This is a genomic window from Escherichia coli DSM 30083 = JCM 1649 = ATCC 11775 (genome assembly GCF_003697165.2).
GTDB classification, from domain to species: domain Bacteria; phylum Pseudomonadota; class Gammaproteobacteria; order Enterobacterales; family Enterobacteriaceae; genus Escherichia; species Escherichia coli.
In genome coordinates, this window is the sequence record NZ_CP033092.2 from 4671085 (window position 1) to 4694706 (window position 23622).

A 23622-nucleotide genomic window follows, 5' to 3' on the forward strand; every position below is an offset into this window, starting at 1 on the left:
CGGATCATTGTTTTTATTTTGAAATTGATCACAAAAAAACCACCGCCGTTGGCGATGGTTCATTTTTTAAGCTGCAATGCGGCGTAAACGCCTCATTGCAGCAGGCATCAAATGATTATTTTTTCGCTGCGAAACGTGCCGCTGCTTCGTCCCAGTTCACCACGTTCCAGAACTCTTTAATGTAGTCCGGACGGCGGTTCTGGAATTTCAGGTAGTAAGCATGTTCCCACACATCCAGGCCCAGAATCGGGAAGCCGGAAGCGCCAGAAATGGCTTCGCCCATCAGCGGAGAGTCCTGGTTAGCAGTAGAAACCACCGCCAGTTTATCGCCTTTTTGCACCAGCCATGCCCAGCCGGAACCAAAGCGGGAAGCTGCCGCTTTCTCAAATTCTGCTTTGAAGTTATCAACGGAGCCGAAGTCACGTTCGATAGCCGCTTTCAGGTCACCCTGCAGGGTGGTGCCTTTTTTCAGACCTTTCCAGAACAGGCTGTGGTTAGCGTGACCACCAGCGTTATTGCGCAGTACGGTTTTCTTGTCTGCTGGCAGTTGGTCCAGTTTGGTGATCAGCTCTTCAACCGGCAGGTTAGCGAATTCTGGCAGGCTTTCCAGCGCCGCGTTGGCGTTGTTAACGTAGGCCTGATGGTGTTTGGTGTGGTGGATTTCCATGGTCTGCTTATCGAAGTGCGGTTCCAGGGCATCGTAAGCATACGGCAGGGATGGCAGGGTATAACTCATATTCATCTCCAGTGTTGTCGGGCGGCCGATTGTTAATGCCGCGTAAGCAGTTGGTTCATTATAGTTAATTAAATGATATTGAAAATGATTATCAATGCCGCACTTTTCATAAGGGTATGGTTTTGCAGGAAAATGCCCAAGATGTGAAACAAATCACCCACTTAATGCCGTGATTGCCAGTAAATCGGCAGCGGCGGCAACAGGCGAAAGGTTAATCGACAGCACGATTTTTACACTCATCTCGTCGGAGATGTGACGCGACGAAAAATGATGAGGATAAGAAGATGAGTAACGCGATTACGATGGGGATATTTTGGCATTTGATCGGCGCGGCCAGTGCAGCCTGTTTTTACGCTCCGTTCAAAAAAGTAAAAAAATGGTCATGGGAAACCATGTGGTCAGTCGGTGGGATTGTTTCGTGGATTATCCTGCCGTGGGCCATCAGCGCCCTGTTACTACCGAATTTCTGGGCGTATTACAGCTCGTTTAGTCTCTCTACGCTGCTGCCTGTTTTTCTGTTCGGCGCTATGTGGGGGATCGGTAATATCAACTACGGCCTGACCATGCGTTATCTCGGCATGTCGATGGGAATTGGCATCGCCATTGGCATTACGTTGATTGTCGGTACGCTGATGACGCCAATTATCAACGGCAATTTCGATGTGCTGATTAATACCGAAGGCGGACGCATGACGTTGCTCGGCGTTCTGGTGGCGCTGATTGGCGTAGGGATTGTAACTCGCGCCGGGCAGTTGAAAGAGCGCAAGATGGGCATTAAAGCAGAAGAGTTCAATCTGAAAAAAGGGCTGGTGCTGGCGGTGATGTGCGGCATTTTCTCTGCCGGGATGTCCTTTGCGATGAACGCCGCAAAACCGATGCATGAAGCCGCTGCCGCGCTGGGCGTCGATCCCCTGTATGTCGCTCTGCCAAGCTATGTTGTCATCATGGGCGGCGGCGCAATCATCAACCTCGGCTTCTGCTTCATTCGTCTGGCAAAAGTGAAAGATTTGTCGCTAAAAGCCGACTTCTCGCTGGCAAAACCGCTGATCATTCACAATGTGCTACTCTCAGCTCTGGGTGGGTTGATGTGGTATCTGCAATTCTTTTTCTATGCCTGGGGCCACGCCCGCATTCCGGCGCAGTATGACTACATCAGTTGGATGCTGCATATGAGCTTCTATGTATTGTGCGGCGGTATCGTTGGGCTGGTGCTGAAAGAGTGGAACAATGCAGGACGCCGTCCGGTAACGGTGTTGAGCCTCGGTTGTGTGGTGATTATTGTTGCCGCTAACATCGTCGGCATCGGCATGGCGAATTAATCTTTCTGCGAATTGAGATGACGCCACTGGCTGGGCGTCATCCCGGTTTCCCGGGTAAACACCACCGAAAAATAGTTACTATCTTCAAAGCCACATTCGGTCGAAATATCACTGATTAACAGGCGGCTATGCTGGAGGAGATATTGCGCATGACACACTCTGACCTGTCGCAGATATTGATTGATGGTCATTCCAGTCTGCTGACGAAATTGCTGACGCAAAACGCGCTCACTGCACGATGCCTCATCACAAAATTTATCCAGCGCAAAGGGACTTTTCAGGCTGGCCGCCAGCCGGGTAATCAGCTTATCCAGCAACGTTTCGCTGGATGTTGGCGGCAACGAATCACTGGTGTAACGATGGCGATTCAGCAACATCACCAACTGCCCGAACAGCAACTCAGCCATTTCGTTAGCAAACGGCACATGCTGACTACTTTCATGCTCAAGCTGACCGATAACCTGCCGCGCCTGCGCCATCCCCACGCTACCTAAACGCCAGTGTGGTTGCCCTGCGCTGGCGTTAAATCCCGGAATCGCCCCCTGCCAGTCAAGATTCAGCTTCAGCCGCTCCGGGCAATAAATAATATTCTGCAAAACCAGATCGTTAACGGAAGCGTAGGAGTGTTTATCGTCAGCATGAATGTAAAAGAGATCGCCACGGGTAATGCGATAAGGGCGATCGTTGAGTACATGCAGACCATTACCGCGCCAGACAATTACCAGCTCACAAAAATCATGTGTATGTTCAGCAAAGACATCTTGCGGATAACGGTCAGCCACAGCGACTGCCTGCTGGTCGCTGGCAAAAAAATCATCTTTGAGAAGTTTTAACTGATGCGCCACCGTGGCTACCTCGGCCAGAGAGCGAAGTTGATTATTCGCAATATGGCGTACAAATACGTTGAGAAGATTCGCGTTATTGCAGAAAGCCATCCCGTCCCTGGCGAATATCACGCGGTGACCAGTTAAACTCTCGGCGAAAAAGCGTCGAAAAGTGGTTACTGTCGCTAAATCCGCAGCGATAGGCGATGTCAGTAACGCTGGCCTCGCTGTGGCGTAGCAGATGTCGGGCTTTCATCAGTCGCAGGCGGTTCAGGTAACGCTGAGGCGTCAGTCCCGTTTTCTGCTTAAGCTGCCGATGTAGCGTACGCAGCGAAAGAGAAAATTGATCCGCCACAGCGTCCCAATTCACCTCATCGGCAAAATGGTCCTCCAGCCAGGCCAGAAGCAAGTTGAGACGTGACGCGCTGTTTTCCAGGTTCTCCTGCAAACTGCTTTTACGCAGCAAGAGCAGTAATTGCATAAATAAGATCTCGCGACTGGCGGTCGAGGGTAAATCATTTTCCTCTTCCTGCTGTTCCATCTGTGCAACCAGCTGTCGCACCTGCTGCAACACGCTGTGGTTAACGCGCCAGTGAGACGGATACTGCCCATCCTGCTCTTGTGGCAGCAACTGATTCAGCCCGGCGAGAAACTGAAATCGATCCGGCGAGCGATACAGCACATTGGTCAGACACAGATTATCGGTATGTTCATACAGATGCCGATCATGATCGCGTACGAAACAGACCGTCCCACCGGTGATGGTATAGGGCTGCCCATTAAATACATGAATACCCGTGCCATGTTCGACAATCACAATTTCATGAAAATCATGATGATGTTCAGGAAAATCCGCCTGCGGGAGCCGGGGTTCTATCGCCACGGACGCGTTACCAGACGGAAAAAAATCCACACTATGTAATACGGTCATACTGGCCTCCTGATGTCGTCAACACGGCGAAATAGTAATCACGAGGTCAGGTTCTTACCTTAAATTTTCGACGGAAAACCACGTAAAAAACGTCGATTTTTCAAGATACAGCGTGAATTTTCAGGAAATGCGGTGAGCATCACATCACCACAATGAAGCAAATTGTGAACATCATCACGTTCATCTTTCCCTGGTTGCCAATGGCCCATTTTCCTGTCAGTAACGAGAAGGTCACGAATTCAGGCGCTTTTTAGACTGGTCGTAATGAAATTCAGCAGGATCACATTATGACCTTTCGCAATTGTGTCGCCGTCGATCTCGGCGCATCCAGTGGGCGCGTGATGCTGGCGCGTTACGAGCGTGAATGCCGCAGCCTGACGCTGCGCGAAATCCATCGTTTTAACAATGGCCTGCATAGCCAGAACGGTTATGTCACCTGGAATGTGGATAGCCTGGAAAGTGCCATTCGCCTTGGATTAAACAAGGTGTGCGAGGAAGGGATTCGTATCGATAGCATTGGGATTGATACCTGGGGCGTGGACTTTGTGCTGCTCGACCAACAGGGTCAGCGTGTGGGCCTGCCCGTTGCTTATCGCGATAGCCGCACCAATGGCCTAATGGCGCAGGCACAACAACAACTCGGCAAACGCGATATTTATCAACGTAGCGGCATCCAGTTTCTGCCCTTCAATACGATCTATCAGCTACGTGCACTGACAGAGCAGCAACCAGAACTTATTCCACACATTGCTCACGCTTTGCTGATACCGGATTACTTTAGTTATCGCCTGACCGGCAAGATGAACTGGGAATATACCAACGCCACGACCACGCAACTGGTCAATATCAATAGCGACGACTGGGACGAGTCGCTACTGGCGTGGAGCGGTGCCAACAAAGCCTGGTTTGGTCGCCCGACGCATCCGGGTAATGTCATAGGTCACTGGATTTGCCCGCAGGGTAATGAGATTCCGGTGGTCGCCGTTGCCAGCCATGATACCGCCAGCGCGGTTATCGCCTCGCCGTTAAACGGTTCACGCGCCGCTTATCTCTCTTCTGGCACCTGGTCATTGATGGGCTTCGAAAGCCAGACGCCATTTACCAATGACACGGCGCTGGCAGCCAATATCACCAACGAAGGCGGGGCGGAAGGTCGCTATCGGGTGCTGAAAAATATTATGGGCTTATGGCTGCTTCAGCGAGTGCTTCAGGAGCGGCAAATCAACGATCTTCCGGCGCTTATCGCCGCAACACAGGCACTTCCGGCCTGCCGCTTCATCATCAATCCCAATGACGATCGCTTTATTAATCCTGACGAGATGTGCAGCGAAATTCAGGCTGCGTGTCGGGAAACGGCGCAACCGATCCCGGAAAGTGATGCTGAACTGGCGCGCTGTATTTTCGACAGTCTGGCGCTGCTGTATGCCGATGTGTTGCATGAGCTGGCGCAGCTGCGTGGTGAAGATTTCTCGCAACTGCATATTGTCGGCGGCGGCTGCCAGAACACGCTGCTCAACCAGCTGTGTGCCGATGCCTGCGGTATTCGGGTGATCGCAGGGCCTGTTGAAGCCTCGACGCTCGGCAATATCGGCATCCAGTTAATGACGCTGGATGAACTCAACAATGTGGATGATTTCCGTCAGGTCGTCAGCACTACCGCGAATCTGACCACCTTTACCCCTAATCCTGACAGTGAAATTGCCCACTATGTGGCGCAGATTCACTCTACACGACAGACAAAGGAGCTTTGCGCATGACCACTCAACTGGAACAGGCCTGGGAGCTTGCGAAACAGCGTTTCGCGGCAGTAGGGATTGATGTCGAGGAGGCACTGCGCCAACTTGATCGTTTACCCGTTTCAATGCACTGCTGGCAGGGCGATGATGTTTCCGGTTTTGAAAACCCGGAAGGTTCGCTGACCGGTGGTATTCAGGCTACTGGTAATTATCCGGGCAAAGCGCGTAATGCCAGTGAGCTACGTGCCGATCTGGAACAGGCTATGCGGCTGATTCCAGGGCCGAAACGGCTTAATTTACATGCCATCTATCTGGAATCAGACACGCCAGTCTCGCGCGACCAGATCAAACCAGAGCACTTCAAAAACTGGGTTGAATGGGCGAAAGCCAATCAGCTCGGTCTGGATTTTAACCCCTCCTGTTTTTCGCATCCGCTAAGCGCCGATGGCTTTACGCTTTCCCATGCCGACGACCGCATTCGCCAGTTCTGGATTGACCACTGTAAAGCCAGCCGCCGTGTTTCAGCCTATTTTGGCGAGCAACTCGGCACACCATCGGTGATGAACATCTGGATCCCGGATGGTATGAAAGATATCACCGTTGACCGTCTCGCCCCACGCCAGCGTTTGCTGGCAGCACTGGATGAGGTGATCAGCGAGAAGCTAAACCCTGCGCACCATATCGACGCCGTTGAGAGCAAATTGTTTGGCATTGGCGCGGAGAGCTACACGGTTGGCTCCAATGAGTTTTACCTGGGGTATGCCACCAGCCGCCAGACAGCGCTGTGCCTGGACGCCGGGCATTTCCACCCGACTGAAGTGATTTCCGACAAGATTTCCGCCGCCATGCTGTATGTGCCGCAGTTGCTGCTGCACGTCAGCCGTCCGGTTCGCTGGGACAGCGATCACGTAGTGCTGCTGGATGATGAAACCCAGGCGATTGCCAGTGAGATTGTTCGTCACGATCTGTTCGACCGGGTGCATATCGGCCTCGACTTCTTCGATGCCTCTATCAACCGCATTGCCGCGTGGGTCATTGGTACACGCAATATGAAAAAAGCCCTGCTACGTGCGTTGCTGGAACCTACCGCTGAACTACGCAAGCTGGAAGCGGCGGGCGATTACACTGCGCGTCTGGCGCTACTGGAAGAGCAGAAATCGTTGCCATGGCAGGCGGTATGGGAAATGTATTGTCAGCGTCACGATACGCCAGCGGGTAGCGAATGGCTGGAGAACGTGCGGACTTATGAGAAAGAAATTTTGAGTCGCCGCGGGTAAACACTGCCGGATGCGGCACAAGTGCCTTATCCGGCCTACAGGTCGGCAATAGTTGTAGGCCTGATAAGACGCGACAGCGTCGCATCAGGCATTGATTGCCGGATGCGGCACGAGTGCCTTATCCGGCCTACGGGTCAGCAACAGTTGTAGGCCTGATAAGACGCGACAGCGTCGCATCAGGCATTGATTGCCGGATGCGGCACAAGTGCCTTATCCGGCCTACGGGTCGTACATCCGGCAACAGGCACGGACGTCCAATTAACAGGAACACAGAACATGCAAAACATAACCCAGTCCTGGTTTGTCCAGGGAATGATCAAAGCCACCACCGATGCCTGGCTGAAAGGCTGGGACGAGCGCAACGGCGGCAACCTGACGCTGCGCCTGGATGACGCCGATATCGCACCATATCACGACAATTTTCACCAACAACCGCGCTATATCCCGCTCAGCCAGCCCATGCCTTTACTGGCAAATACACCGTTTATTGTCACCGGCTCCGGCAAATTCTTCCGTAACGTCCAGCTTGATCCTGCGGCTAACTTAGGCATCGTAAAAGTCGACAGCGACGGCGCGGGCTACCACATTCTTTGGGGGTTAACCAACGAAGCCGTCCCCACTTCCGAACTTCCAGCTCACTTCCTTTCCCACTGCGAGCGCATTAAAGCCACCAACGGCAAAGATCGGGTGATCATGCACTGCCACGCCACTAACCTGATCGCTCTCACCTACGTGCTGGAAAACGACACCGCGGTCTTCACTCGCCAACTGTGGGAAGGCAGCACCGAGTGTCTGGTGGTATTCCCGGATGGCGTTGGCATTCTGCCGTGGATGGTACCCGGCACGGACGAAATCGGCCAGGCAACTGCACAAGAGATGCAAAAACATTCGCTGGTGTTGTGGCCCTTCCACGGTGTGTTCGGTTCCGGACCGACACTGGATGAAACCTTCGGTTTAATCGACACCGCAGAAAAATCAGCACAAATATTAGTGAAGGTTTATTCGATGGGCGGCATGAAACAGACCATCAGCCGTGAAGAGTTGATAGCGCTCGGCCAGCGTTTCGGCGTTACACCACTCGCCAGTGCGCTGGCGCTGTAAGGAGCAAACATGATCCGCAAAGCCTTTGTCATGCAGGTAAACCCCGACGCCCACGAAGAGTATCAGCGTCGGCATAATCCCATCTGGCCGGAACTGGAAGCAGTGCTGAAATCTCACGGTGCGCATAACTACGCCATCTATCTCGACAAAGCGCATAATCTGCTATTTGCCACGGTAGAGATTGAATCTGAAGAACGGTGGAATGCGGTTGCCAGTACAGATGTTTGCCAACGTTGGTGGAAATATATGACCGACGTTATGCCCGCTAATGCGGATAACAGCCCAGTCAGTAGCGAACTGCAAGAAGTGTTTTACCTGCCTTAATGAGTTGCGGTGCCGGAAAATATCCAGCACCGCCCTTTCATCAGAAGAAGTATTTAAAGCGAACGCGTGCGCCGTAACGGTCATCACTATCGTCGCCGTGTATCTTATCGCCGTCGCTATCCAGAATGGAGTAATACGTGCCGAGGTAAATATTAAAGTTCTCCATATCCATCACATTAGCGAACTGATAAGACGCATGAATGGTGTGAATGTTGTATGTTCCTTCATCATCAATCCAGCAATCGTTATCACAAACCACGCCACTAAATTCATCAATCTTATTATGTGCATAGATATAACCCAGCTCGAAACGTTTCCACAGCGCGTTAATCCCTGCCGTGAAATCTTTTTCATTATTAGCATCTAAATAGGCGGTATTAAGATTAACCACGATGCCATTTTCCGGATCGGTTTTCAGGCCATTCCAGGTCATACTCATGCCATAACCGGTACGATCGGACTGATCGACAAAATTACCCTTGCTATCGGTATAACCATAAGCATTATTTACCACATTCGCTTCCATCGCTGCGGAAACGGTGAATTCTTCCGTCGGCGACCAGGCAATTACCGGACGCAGATAAGCAACATTTTTCTGCTGTTCCATATCGCGTCCATGATAATTACCGTCGTTATATAAAGATGTTCCGTCTTCCAGTAACGTGTTTAATTCAAAATACCAGTTATCGAGTTGTTTGCTGACGAGGAAATTACCGCCAGCGTTAGAACGTCCGCGGCCCTCTTTCATCATATAGATATAACCGCTGCCATCGTCATAAAGATCGTTCGCAGTATTACCGGAATGTTCAACAAAGGTATCCTGATTCAGCGGGAACATATCGTAGGCTTCAAAACGGCCTACTTTGACCTTCCAGTCGTTTTCTTTGCCAAAGAAGAAAACCGCATCATCGATATTTACTGAACCGTGCATATCCCCCAGCGGTTGTGCGGAGAACCCAGCGAAATAGCCATTATCCAGTTTTCGCATACCATCAAAACCTAACAGAATACGACCATTGAGATTCCACTGTTCATTAGTGGGATCGCTATTCACATCAGCGTTGGTCATTGCCAGCAGGCCATGATTACTTTCCGCATCCATATTAAATTCGACGTCACCGTAGATTTTTAAATCGCCATACCCTGAAAGCAGGAGATTAGGCGGGGTGGCGTTTTTCTTCTCTGACTCCGTCGTTGATTGACCGTTTACCGGCGTGTTGCCCTGTGCGGTTTTAATTTCGCGGATCTCGGCGGCTTGTTGTGTCTGAAGCTGTTTAACCTGCCCCTCTGCTTTTGCTGCCCGCATTTCTGCCGCTTCCAGGCGTTCTTCCAGCAATGCCATGCGTTGTTCCAGCGTTAAATGCTGTGTTTTTGCCATACCGGTACTACATGCCAATAATAAACCGATGGCTAAAGATAATGTCGATTTTTTCATTATTTACGTTCCCTGAAATAAAGGAGACCCTACGCTTTCCAAAAGGAATACGTATATAGAGAAATATAAGGTGTGCACTTTCGAATTTTTAATCCAACTTCAGCAGGCCGATGGATAGTATCCCGCCGCATAATATGAGTAAATCCGCTGATTTCCTGGAACGTGAGGAATATAACAATAGTGCCGTTTTTAACTAAATATCGTAAAAAATATTAGATATGATTCACGCTGACTCATAAGCCACAAATATAAATAACGCTTAAACAAATTATCTGAGACATTTTAACATTCACAAAATCATTAAATAATGATACTTTATTCACAAAATTTATCCTTCACTCTGCTTTATATTGTTACGACTTCGTGACATATCCGTGCTCATCACAAACCCGCCCCGCGATTACAATTAACTGAAATATTTCATCGACCATTTCGTTGTAATCGCATAACGCTCGTGGAAATGAGTCTTCGGCCATCCAGCTTGAGTTTGCGTCCTGAAGTTGCTCTTTATCCCAGTCAGAGTACGGGACTTTATCTCTGATGCGGCGAACGTATTTTTTAGCCTCGAGTTGATACTGGCCTGCCGAATTAATAAACGAGAAATTCATGCCGCTTTTATCCGCTTCTTTGGCCTGCGCCACCAGCGTTTCCAGTTCAGACACTTTCTTCATTGCCGCTTCTGCATCAAACTTATCTTGCGATATCAGGTTATTAATTTGTTTCGCTGAAATCATGACTGCCAGAGAGTAGTAGTGGAATGTTTTCCCTTCTCTTTCTTCAATATTTTTCAATTCCGTAAGCTGGCGCTTGTCATTAATTTCCTGAATCGCCGCATGATAAGATTCTGCTACAGGTTCAAAGGCTTCCAGATTTTTAAGAATGTCTGGTGCAGCGTTTTCCCTTTCGCAAACGCATCGTCTTTATAATTTTCCTGGGTGTAATATTTATCCATTTCGTTAATGGTATTACCCAACGCTACGGCAGCATCAATATAACTCACCGCCACGCCATCAATAGGTTGCAGCGCAGGCGTTAACGCCACTACACGCGTTTTGTTTATGAAAAAATAACAAAATTCACGAAATGAATAAGTCCTGTAATTTAATATATATCGCAGGACTTATTTTAATTAATTGCTCAAACGCTGCGGATGGGTATAAACCGTTGCCCGACCCGGTTTACAAAAGCCCACCAGCGTCAGATTACAGCGCTCAGCCACTTCTACAGCAAGTGTGGTCGCGGCAGACACCGCAAACAAAATCTCTACGCCGCACATCGCCGACTTTTGCACCATTTCATAACTGGCACGGCTGGAAACCAGCACCGCACCTTGCTGCCAGCTTTCCCCTTCTTGTGACCGGCGGCCTAACAGTTTGTCCAGCGCCACATGGCGACCCACGTCTTCATGCCCGCCGACCAGTTCGCCAGATGGCAACATCCATGCAGCGGCGTGAGTACAACCAGTCAGTTGCCCCACTGGCTGGAAATCATTGAGATGACGTAATGCATCATCCAGTTTGTTGAGATCAAACGTCTGGGTGAACGGCAGCGGCTGCACCGGTTTACCGATATCGTTAAGCTGTTCTACACCGCATACGCCACAGCCCGTACGTCCCGCCAGCGCCCGGCGGCGTTCCTTCAACCCCATAAAGCGGCGGCTGGAAAGCTCAATTTGTACTTCCAGGCCATTACAGGAAGGAACGACATCCATGCCGAAGATATCGCGCGGGCTTTCGATAATTCCTTCGGAAAGCGAAAAACCGAGCGCAAAGTACTCAAGGTCTTTGGGCGACGCCATCATCACCACGTGCGAAATGCCGTTGTAGACCAGCGCAACGGGAACTTCTTCCGCCACCTCATCTAACCGTGGGTGTTGTAAATCATCACGCCGCCATAACTCAATTTGACGAACACCTGTGATATTTGTCACATTCTCGATTTCTTTTTGCTGTGTTTTTTTCACTTTCTATTAACCAGATAAGAACACACACACCAACATTATGGTATTCTGTTACAAATCCTTCCTGGATGGAGGGAAATTGAGCCAATTCTGGACCTTTGCGGCCCCTTCCGCAAAGAAAAATAACTCCCACTCCCTGCACACGCAGCAAGCGAATGTAAATGGGACGTGACAATGTCGAAACAAGGAGCAATCCATGCAGGTCAGCAGAAGGCAGTTCTTTAAGATCTGCGCTGGCGGTATGGCAGGCACCACGGCAGCGGCACTGGGTTTTGCACCCAGCGTAGCACTCGCGGAAACCCGGCAGTATAAACTGCTGCGCACCCGCGAAACCCGTAATACCTGCACCTATTGTTCCGTAGGCTGTGGGCTGTTGATGTACAGCCTCGGTGACGGAGCAAAAAACGCCAAAGCATCTATCTTCCATATCGAAGGTGACCCGGATCACCCGGTCAACCGCGGAGCACTTTGTCCGAAAGGCGCTGGCCTGGTGGATTTCATCCACTCCGAAAGCCGTCTGAAGTTTCCGGAATACCGTGCGCCAGGTTCTGATAAATGGCAACAAATCAGTTGGGAAGAGGCGTTTGATCGCATCGCCAAACTGATGAAAGAAGACCGCGATGCTAACTACATTGCGCAAAACGCCGAAGGCGTGACTGTTAACCGCTGGCTCTCCACCGGGATGCTGTGTGCTTCCGCGTCGAGTAACGAAACCGGCTATTTAACGCAAAAATTCTCCCGCGCGCTGGGTATGCTCGCGGTCGACAACCAGGCGCGTGTCTGACACGGACCAACGGTAGCAAGTCTTGCTCCAACATTTGGTCGCGGTGCGATGACCAACCACTGGGTCGACATCAAGAATGCCAACCTCGTCGTGGTGATGGGCGGTAACGCCGCTGAAGCTCACCCGGTCGGGTTCCGCTGGGCGATGGAAGCCAAAATTCACAACGGCGCAAAGCTGATTGTTATCGATCCTCGCTTTACACGTACAGCGGCGGTGGCTGACTACTATGCCCCTATCCGTTCCGGTACTGACATTGCTTTCCTGTCAGGCGTATTGCTGTACCTGCTGAACAATGAAAAATTCAACCGCGAATACACCGAAGCCTATACCAACGCCAGCCTGATCGTGCGTGAGGATTACGGCTTTGAAGATGGCCTGTTCACCGGCTACGACGCGGAAAAACGCAAGTACGATAAGTCCACCTGGACTTACGAACTGGACGAAAACGGCTTCGCCAAACGTGATACAACCCTGCAACATCCACGTTGCGTGTGGAACTTGCTGAAACAGCACGTTTCCCGTTATACGCCAGATGTGGTTGAAAACATCTGCGGTACGCCAAAAGACGCGTTCCTGAAAGTCTGCGAATACATCGCCGAAACCAGTGCTCACGATAAAACAGCGTCGTTCCTCTACGCCCTCGGCTGGACGCAACACTCCATTGGTGCGCAAAACATTCGTACGATGGCGATGATCCAGCTGCTGCTCGGCAACATGGGGATGGCAGGCGGCGGCGTTAACGCCCTGCGCGGTCACTCCAATATTCAGGGGCTGACGGACCTGGGGCTACTGTCGCAGAGTCTGCCAGGTTACATGACGCTGCCAAGCGAGAAGCAGACCGATCTGCAAACTTACCTTACCGCCAACACGCCGAAACCACTGCTGGAAGGCCAGGTTAACTACTGGGGCAACTACCCGAAATTCTTCGTCTCTATGATGAAGGCATTCTTTGGTGATAAAGCGACGGCGGAAAATAGCTGGGGCTTTGACTGGTTGCCGAAGTGGGATAAAGGCTACGACGTCCTGCAATACTTCGAGATGATGAAAGAAGGCAAGGTCAATGGCTATATCTGCCAGGGCTTTAACCCTGTTGCCTCATTCCCGAACAAAAACAAAGTGATCGGCTGTCTGTCGAAGCTGAAATTCCTCGTGACTATCGACCCGCTGAACACTGAAACCTCTAACTTCTGGCAGAACCACGGTGAGCTGAACGAAGTTGACTCGTCGAAGATCCAGACCGAAGTGTTCCGTCTACCATCGACCTGCTTCGCGGAAGAGAACGGTTCTATCGTTAACTCAGGTCGCTGGTTACAGTGGCACTGGAAAGGTGCGGACGCCCCGGGGATTGCGCTGACTGATGGCGAGATCCTCTCCGGTATCTTCCTGCGCTTGCGCAAGATGTATGCCGAACAGGGTGGCGCGAACCCGGACCAGGTGCTGAACATGACCTGGAACTACGCCATTCCGCATGAGCCATCTTCAGAAGAAGTGGCAATGGAGAGCAACGGCAAAGCGCTGGCCGATATTACCGACCCGGCAACCGGTGCGGTTATCGTCAAGAAAGGCCAACAACTTAGCTCGTTCGCCCAACTGCGCGATGACGGCACAACTTCCTGTGGCTGCTGGATTTTCGCCGGTAGCTGGACGCCGGAAGGCAACCAGATGGCGCGTCGTGATAACGCCGATCCGTCTGGCCTCGGTAACACGCTGGGCTGGGCATGGGCATGGCCGCTTAACCGCCGCATTCTGTATAACCGCGCCTCCGCAGATCCGCAGGGTAACCCGTGGGATCCGAAGCGTCAGTTGCTGAAATGGGACGGCACTAAGTGGACCGGCTGGGATATTCCGGATTACAGCGCAGCGCCTCCGGGCAGCGGCGTAGGGCCGTTTATCATGCAGCAGGAAGGCATGGGACGTCTGTTTGCCCTCGATAAGATGGCGGAAGGTCCGTTCCCGGAACACTACGAGCCGTTTGAAACGCCGCTGGGAACTAACCCGCTGCATCCAAACGTTATCTCGAATCCGGCGGCGCGTATCTTTAAAGACGATGCCGAAGCATTAGGTAAAGCCGATAAGTTCCCGTATGTCGGAACCACCTATCGTCTGACCGAGCACTTCCACTACTGGACCAAACACGCGCTGTTGAACGCGATTTTGCAACCAGAGCAGTTTGTGGAAATCGGGGAGTCGCTGGCGAATAAACTTGGCATTGCCCAGGGCGATACTGTGAAAGTCTCCTCCAACCGTGGCTATATCAAAGCCAAAGCGGTAGTGACCAAACGTATTCGCACGCTGAAAGCAAACGGCAAAGATATCGATACCATCGGTATTCCTATTCACTGGGGCTATGAAGGTGTTGCGAAAAAAGGCTTTATTGCCAATACGTTGACGCCATTCGTCGGTGATGCGAACACGCAGACGCCGGAGTTTAAGTCCTTCCTTGTGAATGTGGAAAAGGTGTAACGGAGACGACATATGGCTTATCAATCGCAAGATATCATTCGTCGTTCCGCGACTAACGGTCTGACCCCCGCGCCTCAGGCGCGGGACTTCCAGGAAGAAGTGGCGAAACTCATCGACGTTACCACCTGTATCGGCTGTAAAGCCTGTCAGGTGGCGTGTTCAGAGTGGAACGACATTCGCGATACCGTCGGCAATAACATTGGGGTGTACGACAACCCCAATGATTTAAGTGCCAAATCGTGGACGGTGATGCGATTCTCGGAAGTGGAGCAGAACGACAAACTGGAATGGCTGATCCGCAAAGACGGCTGTATGCACTGTTCCGATCCAGGCTGCCTGAAAGCGTGCCCGGCGGAAGGGGCAATTATTCAGTATGCCAACGGTATCGTCGACTTCCAGTCCGAGCAGTGCATCGGCTGCGGTTATTGCATTGCGGGCTGTCCGTTCGACATTCCGCGCCTCAACCCGGAAGACAACCGCGTCTACAAATGTACGCTGTGCGTTGACCGCGTGGTGGTTGGGCAAGAACCGGCCTGCGTGAAGACCTGCCCAACGGGCGCGATTCACTTCGGTACGAAAGAGTCGATGAAAACGCTGGCGAGCGAGCGCGTGGCGGAGCTGAAAACCCGTGGTTACGACAATGCGGGTTTGTACGACCCGGCAGGCGTCGGTGGTACACATGTTATGTACGTGCTGCACCATGCTGACAAGCCAAATCTGTATCATGGCTTGCCGGAGAACCCGGAAATCAGCGAAACCGTGAAATTCTGGAAAGGCATCTGGAAACCGCTCGCAGCTGTTGGCTTTGCGGCTACCTTCGCAGCCAGTATCTTCCACTACGTGGGTGTCGGTCCGAACCGTGCGGATGAGGAAGAGAATAATCTGCACGAAGAGAAAGACGAGGAGCGCAAATGAAACGACGTGACACCATCGTGCGCTACACCGCGCCGGAACGTATCAACCACTGGATCACCGCCTTCTGCTTCATCCTGGCGGCGGTGAGCGGGCTGGGCTTTTTGTTCCCGTCCTTCAACTGGTTGATGCAAATCATGGGCACACCGCAGCTGGCGCGCATTCTGCACCCGTTTGTCAGCGTGGTTATGTTTGCCTCGTTCATCATCATGTTTTTCCGTTACTGGCATCACAACCTAATCAATCGGGATGATATCTTTTGGGCGAAGAATATTCGTAAGATCGTCGTCAACGAGGAAGTAGGTGACACCGGGCGTTATAACTTCGGTCAGAAATGCGTTTTCTGGGCGGCGATTATTTTCCTGGTCCTGTTGCTGGTGAGCGGCGTGATTATCTGGCGTCCTTATTTTGCGCCTGCTTTCTCAATCCCGGTGATCCGATTCGCGTTAATGCTGCATTCATTTGCCGCAGTGGCGTTAATTGTGGTTATCATGGTGCATATCTACGCCGCCCTTTGGGTGAAAGGCACGATTACCGCCATGGTGGAAGGATGGGTGACCAGCGCATGGGCAAAGAAACATCACCCGCGCTGGTACCGTGAGGTCCGCAAGACAACGGAAAAGAAAGCTGAATGAGTATTCGCATAATCCCGCAAGATGAGCTGGGTTCGAGCGAGAAACGTACGGCGGATATGATTCCGCCGTTATTGTTCCCTCGGCTCAAGAATTTATACAACCGCCGCGCCGAGCGTCTGCGCGAGCTGGCAGAAAATAATCCGCTGGGTGATTACCTGCGCTTTGCTGCGCTTATCGCCCACGCCCAGGAAGTGGTGCTGTACGACCATCCGCTGGAGATGGATCTGACCACGCGCATTAAAGAAGCCAGCGCACAAGGCAAGCCCCCGCTGGATATTCACGTTCTGCCGCGTGATAAGCACTGGCAAAAGCTGCTGATGGCGCTGATTGCTGAGCTGAAACCTGAAATGAGCGGCCCGGCGCTGGCAGTGATTGAGAATCTGGAGAAGGCATCGACTCAGGAGCTGGAAGATATGGCCAGCGCACTGTTTGCCTCTGATTTCTCGTCCGTCAGCAGCGATAAAGCGCCGTTTATCTGGGCTGCGCTGTCGCTCTACTGGGCGCAGATGGCTAATCTGATCCCCGGCAAAGCCCGCGCTGAATACGGCGAACAACGTCAATATTGCCCGGTATGTGGCTCTATGCCGGTGTCCAGCATGGTGCAAATTGGCACCACTCAGGGTCTGCGTTACCTGCACTGCAACCTGTGTGAAACTGAATGGCACGTAGTGCGCGTAAAATGCAGCAACTGTGAACAAAGCGGCAAACTGCATTACTGGTCGCTGGATGACGAACAGGCCGCGATTAAAGCCGAAAGCTGCGATGACTGCGGCACTTACCTGAAGATTCTTTATCAGGAAAAAGAACCGAAAGTTGAAGCCGTGGCAGATGACCTCGCCTCTCTGGTACTGGACGCGCGAATGGAGCAAGAAGGCTATGCCCGTAGTTCCATTAACCCGTTCCTGTTTCCGGGTGAAGGGGAGTAATCTCTGACGTTTTCCGGGTGGCGCTGGTCGCCCGGATTACAGCTCATAGGGTGTGACGACACCTGCTATTCCCGCAAAATCTCTCGTATTTCGCGAGGCGTTTTCCAGATATGATGTAACAGTTGCAGTTATTATAAGTTCAAGTAAAACAGCCTTGTATTAATACCAGAATAAGGGCATCTGGTTTTTTATATTCATGAATAAAAAAACTTTTGTCATTCCTTATGCTGCTTACATAGTTCTTCAACACCAACTGCCTCGTCCCTTTGCCTGCCGCCTTTTGCCTTACGCACCGGAAATTGCTGCCGCTCCAGATATTGCTCTACCGCTTCGCGTAAAATTGCAGAGCGCGAAACCTTACGCCATCCCCGAAGCTTGTTCAGCCGTTTAATTGCCTCTTCTGATAAATGAAGAAAAACCGTATTCATCGCCATTACCACCACCTTACATATATTACTCATTAATGTATGTGCGAAAATTACGCCGGAAAGTTAATTAACGAAAGCGGATTTTTTCATATTGTTTTATTTTTGCGAGACGGCATCCAAAGATAATGTAACAGTTTCAGTTATTTCAATTGTTACTCAAAAATGGTTTATTACTTTTAATTAAGCGGGGGCACATCTACAGAAAAGAAACAACAAATAATAAGGATGAATTATGGATGCTATAAATATTTTATATTCAAGAATATTTTTTGATTGGGTCTTCATTTGCTTCATCAGGATGGTGTACCCGAAAAAGTCAGCAGCTTTACCGCACCAGGGTTTAAGGTGAAATCTACCATTCATAACGACCGGTCAGTGCCGCACCAACCGGTCTTTAATTGTTAGTAGTAGTAAATTTGTGGATAACAGTCCGGGAACCAGACGATTCCTTCCGGATCATCCCCCTGCATTACCCGATGACATTGGCGTCGATCATCTGCGCGACGGCGAAGCGTAGTATAGAGCCGCTTCCATTCATGATCGCCCGGTGTACTGTAGTTTACCCAACAATCCATTGAAGGGTGACGCCATTTACCTGTAAGTGTTGGGATCCCTGAATGCTTATGCGGCTTCGCTTTACCATTACGATCCCTATCTTTACGCGTATTAAACGTGGACATTTTTAGTCTCCTGTTAAGAGTTCTAAAAATGTGCTTCCTTAAAATAGTTCATCATTTTCCCTTAATTCGCATAGCGTGCTTTTGCACGAATTTCCGATACGCGGGGACCATTATGATAGCGTCGATGCCCACACATCCAACAAGAACAAATACAGGGAGTACGAAAGCAAATACCTGATGCTTTTTTGCTTCCATCGCCTGCAGTGCGATAACGACAGCGGATTTTTTTTAATCGCACCATATGATGGCGACGTTCAGCACGATTACGGGTCATAGCAAAACTCCTGAGCAGGCGGCACTATGCCGCTTTCATAGGAGTTCTGAATGCTGGTGCTTTCTGTATGGCATAACCATGCCTCTAACGGTTAAGTGCTTGCAGCACATGTTGCGGATCATTGGCAATCGCTCGCAGCAAAGCCTTTGCAGGCCCGGTCGGTGAACGTCGCCCCTGCTCCCAGTTACGCAACGTGTCTACGCTTACGGAAATAAGATCGGCAAATTTAGATTGTGACAACCCTGAAGCGCGGCGTATTTCTTTGATTTTCATAGCATCAACTTCAAAAGTCCGTGAAGGCTGTCGCGTTCCTTCAATAATTTCATTCATCTGGGCCATGCTGTGAGTCAACCGCTCAAAAAGTGCCTTATCCATTTACCACCTCGTATTTAACAACCGGAGCATTGCTTTTTCCTGGGGAGACAGATCATCTTTAATACCCTTACGATAAATAAGCAGTAATCTGATCTCATAATGTTTAACCTGATGAAAGTAAATAACCCTGACACCAGCACGTTTCCCCTTTCCTCCTGAGACCCATCGAACCTTTCTTAACCCACCAGTTTCAGGTATTACCTCACCATAGTCAGGATTCAAGGCCAGGAAAAACTGAAAACGACTGAATTCATCGTCGTTCAGCAGTTTTTGAACATCTTCAGTAAAAATTTCCGTTTCGATGAAGAGCATAATTATACGCCATTGGCTTAGAGTAACAATCCTTTTTGTACGTCATTGACGTACCATTGAAACCACTAGCTTACTGATAGTGCTCCAGCAAAACCACGTCTCTGCCGGGTTTGTCTTTACATTTGCGAGGCGCTTTCCAGATTTTTCACGCCCGTGAATTTCCCTGTATCCATCCAGCAAAAACGGGTGTATAAAACTGTACATTCATACAGCAAAATGAGTTCTACTATGGCACTGGAAAAAGGAATTGCAGAGTTAGTCGAAGAGTTTATCGCTGCGGGTCGCCCCTCATCGCGCCAACAAAGTATTACGCAGCGCAGAGAGGGCTATATCGCCAGCGCTGTTCTTGCGGGTGAGACAGAAACGCGGGTAGATATTCAGACTATCGAACTTGAAGGGATGACCTTACGAATAGTGTCACCGCTGAATGCCCCGACATTACTCCCGACGATAATTTATTACTACGGTGGCTGTTTTGTTAGCGGCGGGTTCGCAACTCACGACAACCAGCTGCGCCAGTTAGCCTATTACGGGCAATGTCGGATTATTGCCGTCCAGTATCGGCTGGCACCGGAACATACTTTCCCCGCCGCCCATGATGATGCACAACGAGGTGCAGAATTAGTCCGGCAACACGCCGAACGACTCGGCGTTGATAAACAACGAATAACTCTTGCCGGTGACAGTGCGGGAGGGCATCTGGCGCTGGTAACTGCTTTGCGATTGAAGCGTGCTGGCGAGTGGCAACCAGCACAACTCATCTTAATTTATCCTATGCTTGATGCGACTGCGCATTTCGAAAGCTACATACGCAATGGTCACGATTACATCATCACACGCGACACTTTACTGAGCGGCTTTGAGATGTACCTGCCAGGCATTGAACGCAGGCATCCTGAAGCCAGCCCTATTTGGCGCAATGATTTCAATGGCTTGCCACCTGTACATATCATTACCGCTGAATACGACCCACTTTGCGATGAAGGTGAAGCGTTGTATCACCGCATGACAGGGCAAGGAGTGCAATGCACCTGCCAACGCTACCTTGGCGTTATCCACGGATTTTTTCAGTTAGGTGGTATCAGTGAGGCTGCGCGATCGGCGCTACGGGATGTTGCCTGGAGAGCGGGAAGGTAACTCCGGACCAGGGCCCAGAAAAGGTTTTCAGATTGAAAACCTTTTCAGTCAAGTAAAACGCCCCTACTCTTCTTCGTTTCCGCCCTCTTCATACGGACCAAATGGCTTCGCGGGCAGAACGATATACGTGCCTTCAAACACTGCACCCGGCGTCTCGTCGCCAAAGATTTCTACTTGCATCTGCACCCGTGCTTTTCGTCCGCGCGCCAGACGGTCGAGATCGCCACTTAAGGCACCAAGGTCGGCTACCGCATGGGGTTTTCCGCTAATCGGTTTGCTATAGCGGATATGCGCATCCGCCAGAATAATCGTTCCGCCGAGGTGGCGTTCGCGCAGCATCAGCCAGATAAGCCCCCAACCAGTGAGCGTTGCCAGCGAGAATAAACTCCCGGCAAACAGCGTGTGATGCGGATTCTGATTGCCTGTTTCCGGCATGGTGGTGATAAATTTTTGCCCGGTATATTGCTGAATGCGCACACCCATTTTTTCACTCAGCGGGATGTGTTCATACCACGCTTGCTGGAGCTGGGCGCACCAGTCGCCGCGATGAAGAATATCATCCAGAGTGGCAACAGGTTTTATCATCAAAAAATGGCGAATCGGCGTGGTGGTTGGCGTGGTGATTTCACCCTGATTAACAAACCCCAGCTTGGCGAAAAACTCCACCGCGTCTTCACGGGCGCTACAGGTCACGCGCTTAACGCCTTCCTGACGTGCCACCGACTCCAGGGTCATCGCCATCAGCGTGCCTAACCCTTTGTCCTGCACGTCGGGATGAACGGCCATAAAGCGAATGGACGCTTCATTGTCGGCATTAATATACAGTCGGCCTACCGCTACCAGATTACCCTGCTCGTCGACGACCATCTGGTGATGCGCCATCGCATCCCACGCGTCGCGTTCCGAACCTTTTGGTTGATGCAGGGGCTTACGCAACATTTCCCAGCGAAACTGATAGTAACGCTCTAATTCTTCTTCTGTTTGTGGAACCCGAAGGTGATACATAGCGATACTCTCTCTTGTTTCCCGTGACAACCCTGGAAGCTGGCTCATACCTGCAACCAGAATGTCACGGGGCCATCATTGACCAGCGATACCTGCATATCCGCAGCGAAGCGTCCTGTTTGCGTGTTCATCTCTTGCTGACGGCAGCGTTCGACGAAATAGTCATATAACGCCTCCGCGCGATCCGGTGATGCGCCTTTGGAGAAACTTGGGCGCATCCCCCGTTCGGTATCTGCGGCAAGGGTAAACTGGGAAACCACCAGTACACTGCCGCCCGCCTGTTGCACGTTGAGATTCATCTTGCCTTCGGCATCGCTAAAGATGCGGTAGCCGAGCACACGCTCGCACAGACGGTTTGCTTTCTGTTCGTCGTCATCCTTTTCGACACCCAATAACACCAAAAGTCCCGCGCCAATTTCACCCGTCACTTCTCCCTCCACGGTGACGCTGGCACGGGTTACGCGTTGAATTAATGCAATCATGGTTCGTCGTCTTCTTCTTGTTCAGCAGCCTGTTTTAATTTGCGGTATTCCCCGAGAGTGACAGTAATTTCCGCGCCAAGCAAGACGATACACCATGTCCAGTAGACCCAAACAAAGAGAATGGGGATCACCGCCAGCACACCGTAAATGAGCTGATATGATGGGAACATGGTGATATAAAGCGCGAAACCTTTCTTTCCTGCTTCGAACAGGAGCGCGGCGACAAACGCGCCGACAATCGCGTCGCGGTTAGGTACACGGATGGTAGGAACGATGCTGTACAGCAGCCAGAAAGAGATCCACGACAACAGCAGCGGAAAAATACGCAACACATTATCGATGACAGTATTGAGATCGCTCGCCCAGCGCAGAGAGAGCAGATAGGCGCTGATCGCCAGACTGGCCCCTGCCAACAGCGGCCCCAGCGTTAAAATCATCCAGTACACGGCAAACGAGTAAATTTTGGGTCGCGCTCGTTTACTGCGCCAGATGGTATTCAACGCGCTATCGATGGAGTACATCAACAATAACGCCGTGACGATCAGCCCGCACGCCCCGACGGCGGTCATTTTGTTGGAATTGGCGACAAACTGTTCGATATATCGCTGGATAATATCGCCAGTAGCAGGCAGAAAGTTGGCAAAAATAAAGTGACGCAACTGAATGCTGACGTCGGAAAACATGGGAAAAGCGGCGAAAAGCGCAAAAACAACGGCAACCAGCGGCACTAATGAGAGCAACGACACATAGGCAAGGTTACCTGCCAGGGTTGTCATGTTGTCCTCATCAATGCGTTGCCAGAGTAGTTTTAGCCAGGCCCATAGTGGACGGGTACGATGCCTGGCTTTGTCCTGAATGGTTTTTAGCATAACACCTTCGCGAAATAGTCCGGGATGGTGGTTTTATCTTTCACCAGAATACTAGTAATGCCTAGCTGATTAGCTCCTTCTATATTATCGGCGTTATCGTCGAAAAAGACCGTATCGTCTGGTGAAAAACCTTCTGCCTGCAAAACATGCTGATAAATTCGTGCTTCAGGTTTGCGCATACCCAAGTCTTGCGACAGATAGATATGGTCAGCAGCATCACGGATTTCCGGGTATTCCTCCGGCCAGAAGGTAGTATGCAGGCGGTTAGTATTGGAAAGCACCACCACGCGATGCCCCTGCTCACGCAGTTTATGCATGATGGCGATCACTTCCGGTCGTAGCGCAACAAATACCGCCTGCCAACCGTGGGAGAACTGCTCATAGCTTAGCGGCAGGGCCATCTCATGACACAGTGCCTCTGCGAACGCTTCGTCGCTAATTTCCCCACGCTCATGCTGATGAAACGCCTCGCCCATGTGGAAACTCTTCTTAAGCGTAGCCAGTGGAACACGCGTTAAATCGCTCCAGGCCCCCAGCACACGGTTAAAGTCGATATCGACAATCACATTACCTAAATCAAAGATATAGAGCATTTTTGCCTCCTTTCGCGCCACAAGAAATTAACTGTAGCGGGAAAGGGTGGGTTTGGCTATGTGGCAATAAGGGTAATCTTGTGATGCTGATTGCGAAAAAGCAG

General features: G+C 50.9%; 23 protein-coding genes and 1 pseudogene. 10 read left to right on the forward strand and 14 right to left on the reverse strand.

Annotated elements, in window-relative coordinates; genetic code table 11:
• Positions 1–115: 115 nt before the first annotated feature.
• Positions 116–736 carry a superoxide dismutase [Mn] gene (sodA, locus tag EAS44_RS23920; protein ID WP_001350871.1) on the reverse strand — a complete coding sequence of 207 codons (621 nt, stop codon included), beginning with the start codon at positions 734–736 and terminating at the stop codon, positions 116–118.
• Positions 737–1020: 284 nt separating this feature from the next.
• Between sodA and rhaT the strand changes: the two genes are divergently transcribed.
• Positions 1021–2055 (forward strand): L-rhamnose/proton symporter RhaT, encoded by a 1035-nt coding sequence (gene rhaT, locus EAS44_RS23925; RefSeq protein WP_000063507.1) that lies wholly within the window; start codon positions 1021–1023, stop codon positions 2053–2055.
• Here rhaT and rhaR read toward each other — a convergent pair.
• Both rhaR and rhaS read right to left on the reverse strand, forming a co-directional pair.
• Positions 2052–2900 (reverse strand): HTH-type transcriptional activator RhaR, encoded by an 849-nt coding sequence (gene rhaR / locus EAS44_RS23930; protein WP_001350870.1) that lies wholly within the window; start codon positions 2898–2900, stop codon positions 2052–2054. The two genes, rhaT and rhaR, sit on opposite strands and share 4 nt — an antisense overlap.
• Positions 2901–2973: 73 nt before the next feature.
• The gene (gene rhaS / locus EAS44_RS23935; RefSeq protein WP_000217149.1) at positions 2974–3810 is read right to left on the reverse strand and encodes an HTH-type transcriptional activator RhaS; all 837 of its coding nucleotides are present in this window, start codon (positions 3808–3810) and stop codon (positions 2974–2976) included.
• A gap of 287 nt (positions 3811–4097) precedes the next feature.
• On the opposite strand from rhaS, the gene rhaB reads away from it, so the two are divergent.
• The 4 genes from rhaB to rhaM all read left to right on the forward strand — a co-directional run bounded on the left by rhaB (position 4098) and on the right by rhaM (position 8248).
• A complete protein-coding gene (rhaB, locus tag EAS44_RS23940; protein ID WP_000144110.1) occupies positions 4098–5567 on the forward strand; it encodes a rhamnulokinase in 1470 nt (489 codons plus the stop codon).
• The gene (gene rhaA / locus EAS44_RS23945; protein WP_001298699.1) at positions 5564–6823 is read left to right on the forward strand and encodes an L-rhamnose isomerase; all 1260 of its coding nucleotides are present in this window, start codon (positions 5564–5566) and stop codon (positions 6821–6823) included. The genes rhaB and rhaA overlap by 4 nt, the downstream gene beginning before the upstream one ends.
• Before the next feature lie 276 nt (positions 6824–7099).
• Entirely contained in the window at positions 7100–7924 is an 825-nt protein-coding gene (gene rhaD, locus EAS44_RS23950) for a rhamnulose-1-phosphate aldolase (protein ID WP_001179744.1), read from the forward strand.
• A 9-nt stretch (positions 7925–7933) separates the two neighbouring features.
• On the forward strand, positions 7934–8248 hold the full coding sequence (gene rhaM / locus EAS44_RS23955) for an L-rhamnose mutarotase (RefSeq protein ID WP_000619492.1): 315 nt from the start codon (positions 7934–7936) through the stop codon (positions 8246–8248).
• Between the two features lie 40 nt (positions 8249–8288).
• Here the strand turns inward: rhaM and EAS44_RS23960 are convergent, their stop codons facing one another.
• The 3 genes and pseudogenes from EAS44_RS23960 to fdhD form a co-directional block, all read right to left on the reverse strand.
• On the reverse strand, positions 8289–9683 hold the full coding sequence (locus tag EAS44_RS23960) for a carbohydrate porin (protein ID WP_000749934.1): 1395 nt from the start codon (positions 9681–9683) through the stop codon (positions 8289–8291).
• A gap of 353 nt (positions 9684–10036) precedes the next feature.
• Positions 10037–10725: pseudogene (locus EAS44_RS23965) on the reverse strand (YiiG family protein); the annotation flags it as partial.
• Between the two features lie 87 nt (positions 10726–10812).
• Entirely contained in the window at positions 10813–11646 is an 834-nt protein-coding gene (gene fdhD / locus EAS44_RS23970; RefSeq protein ID WP_000753589.1) for a formate dehydrogenase accessory sulfurtransferase FdhD, read from the reverse strand.
• A gap of 193 nt (positions 11647–11839) precedes the next feature.
• On the opposite strand from fdhD, the gene fdnG reads away from it, so the two are divergent.
• From fdnG to fdhE, 4 genes are read left to right on the forward strand one after another with little or no spacing between them, the layout of a single operon-like run.
• Complete coding sequence (gene fdnG / locus EAS44_RS23980) at positions 11840–14890, forward strand: formate dehydrogenase-N subunit alpha (protein ID WP_012579028.1); 3051 nt, start codon at positions 11840–11842, stop codon at positions 14888–14890.
• Positions 14891–14902: 12 nt separating this feature from the next.
• Positions 14903–15805, forward strand: coding sequence for a formate dehydrogenase O subunit beta (gene fdoH, locus EAS44_RS23985; protein ID WP_000331377.1), 903 nt, complete (start codon positions 14903–14905; stop codon positions 15803–15805).
• On the forward strand, positions 15802–16437 hold the full coding sequence (fdoI, locus tag EAS44_RS23990; RefSeq protein ID WP_025857205.1) for a formate dehydrogenase cytochrome b556 subunit: 636 nt from the start codon (positions 15802–15804) through the stop codon (positions 16435–16437). Before fdoH ends, fdoI begins: the two co-directional genes overlap by 4 nt.
• Complete coding sequence (fdhE, locus tag EAS44_RS23995; protein WP_000027720.1) at positions 16434–17363, forward strand: formate dehydrogenase accessory protein FdhE; 930 nt, start codon at positions 16434–16436, stop codon at positions 17361–17363. The genes fdoI and fdhE overlap by 4 nt, the downstream gene beginning before the upstream one ends.
• A 215-nt stretch (positions 17364–17578) precedes the next feature.
• On the opposite strand, the gene yiiE is transcribed toward fdhE, so the two are convergent.
• The 4 genes from yiiE to EAS44_RS24025 form a co-directional block, all read right to left on the reverse strand.
• Positions 17579–17797 (reverse strand): CopG family transcriptional regulator, encoded by a 219-nt coding sequence (yiiE, locus tag EAS44_RS24000; RefSeq protein ID WP_001314326.1) that lies wholly within the window; start codon positions 17795–17797, stop codon positions 17579–17581.
• Positions 17798–18192: 395 nt separating this feature from the next.
• A complete protein-coding gene (locus EAS44_RS24010; RefSeq protein WP_001296612.1) occupies positions 18193–18471 on the reverse strand; it encodes a hypothetical protein in 279 nt (92 codons plus the stop codon).
• Between the two features lie 358 nt (positions 18472–18829).
• Complete coding sequence (nadS, locus tag EAS44_RS24020; protein ID WP_000356397.1) at positions 18830–19120, reverse strand: NadS family protein; 291 nt, start codon at positions 19118–19120, stop codon at positions 18830–18832.
• Positions 19121–19432 (reverse strand): hypothetical protein, encoded by a 312-nt coding sequence (locus EAS44_RS24025; RefSeq protein WP_000897302.1) that lies wholly within the window; start codon positions 19430–19432, stop codon positions 19121–19123.
• Between the two features lie 228 nt (positions 19433–19660).
• On the opposite strand from EAS44_RS24025, the gene EAS44_RS24030 reads away from it, so the two are divergent.
• Positions 19661–20569 (forward strand): alpha/beta hydrolase, encoded by a 909-nt coding sequence (locus tag EAS44_RS24030; RefSeq protein WP_001331553.1) that lies wholly within the window; start codon positions 19661–19663, stop codon positions 20567–20569.
• Between the two features lie 63 nt (positions 20570–20632).
• Here the strand turns inward: EAS44_RS24030 and fabY are convergent, their stop codons facing one another.
• From fabY to yihX, 4 genes are read right to left on the reverse strand one after another with little or no spacing between them, the layout of a single operon-like run.
• Positions 20633–21574: a fatty acid biosynthesis protein FabY gene (fabY, locus tag EAS44_RS24035; protein WP_001297068.1), complete on the reverse strand. Its 942-nt coding sequence runs from the start codon at positions 21572–21574 to the stop codon at positions 20633–20635.
• A 44-nt stretch (positions 21575–21618) separates the two neighbouring features.
• Positions 21619–22056: a D-aminoacyl-tRNA deacylase gene (dtd, locus tag EAS44_RS24040; protein WP_000560983.1), complete on the reverse strand. Its 438-nt coding sequence runs from the start codon at positions 22054–22056 to the stop codon at positions 21619–21621.
• Positions 22053–22925: a virulence factor BrkB family protein gene (yihY, locus tag EAS44_RS24045; RefSeq protein ID WP_025857204.1), complete on the reverse strand. Its 873-nt coding sequence runs from the start codon at positions 22923–22925 to the stop codon at positions 22053–22055. The genes dtd and yihY overlap by 4 nt, the downstream gene beginning before the upstream one ends.
• The gene (gene yihX / locus EAS44_RS24050; protein ID WP_001314324.1) at positions 22919–23518 is read right to left on the reverse strand and encodes a glucose-1-phosphatase; all 600 of its coding nucleotides are present in this window, start codon (positions 23516–23518) and stop codon (positions 22919–22921) included. Before yihX ends, yihY begins: the two co-directional genes overlap by 7 nt.
• Positions 23519–23622 lie beyond the last annotated feature (104 nt).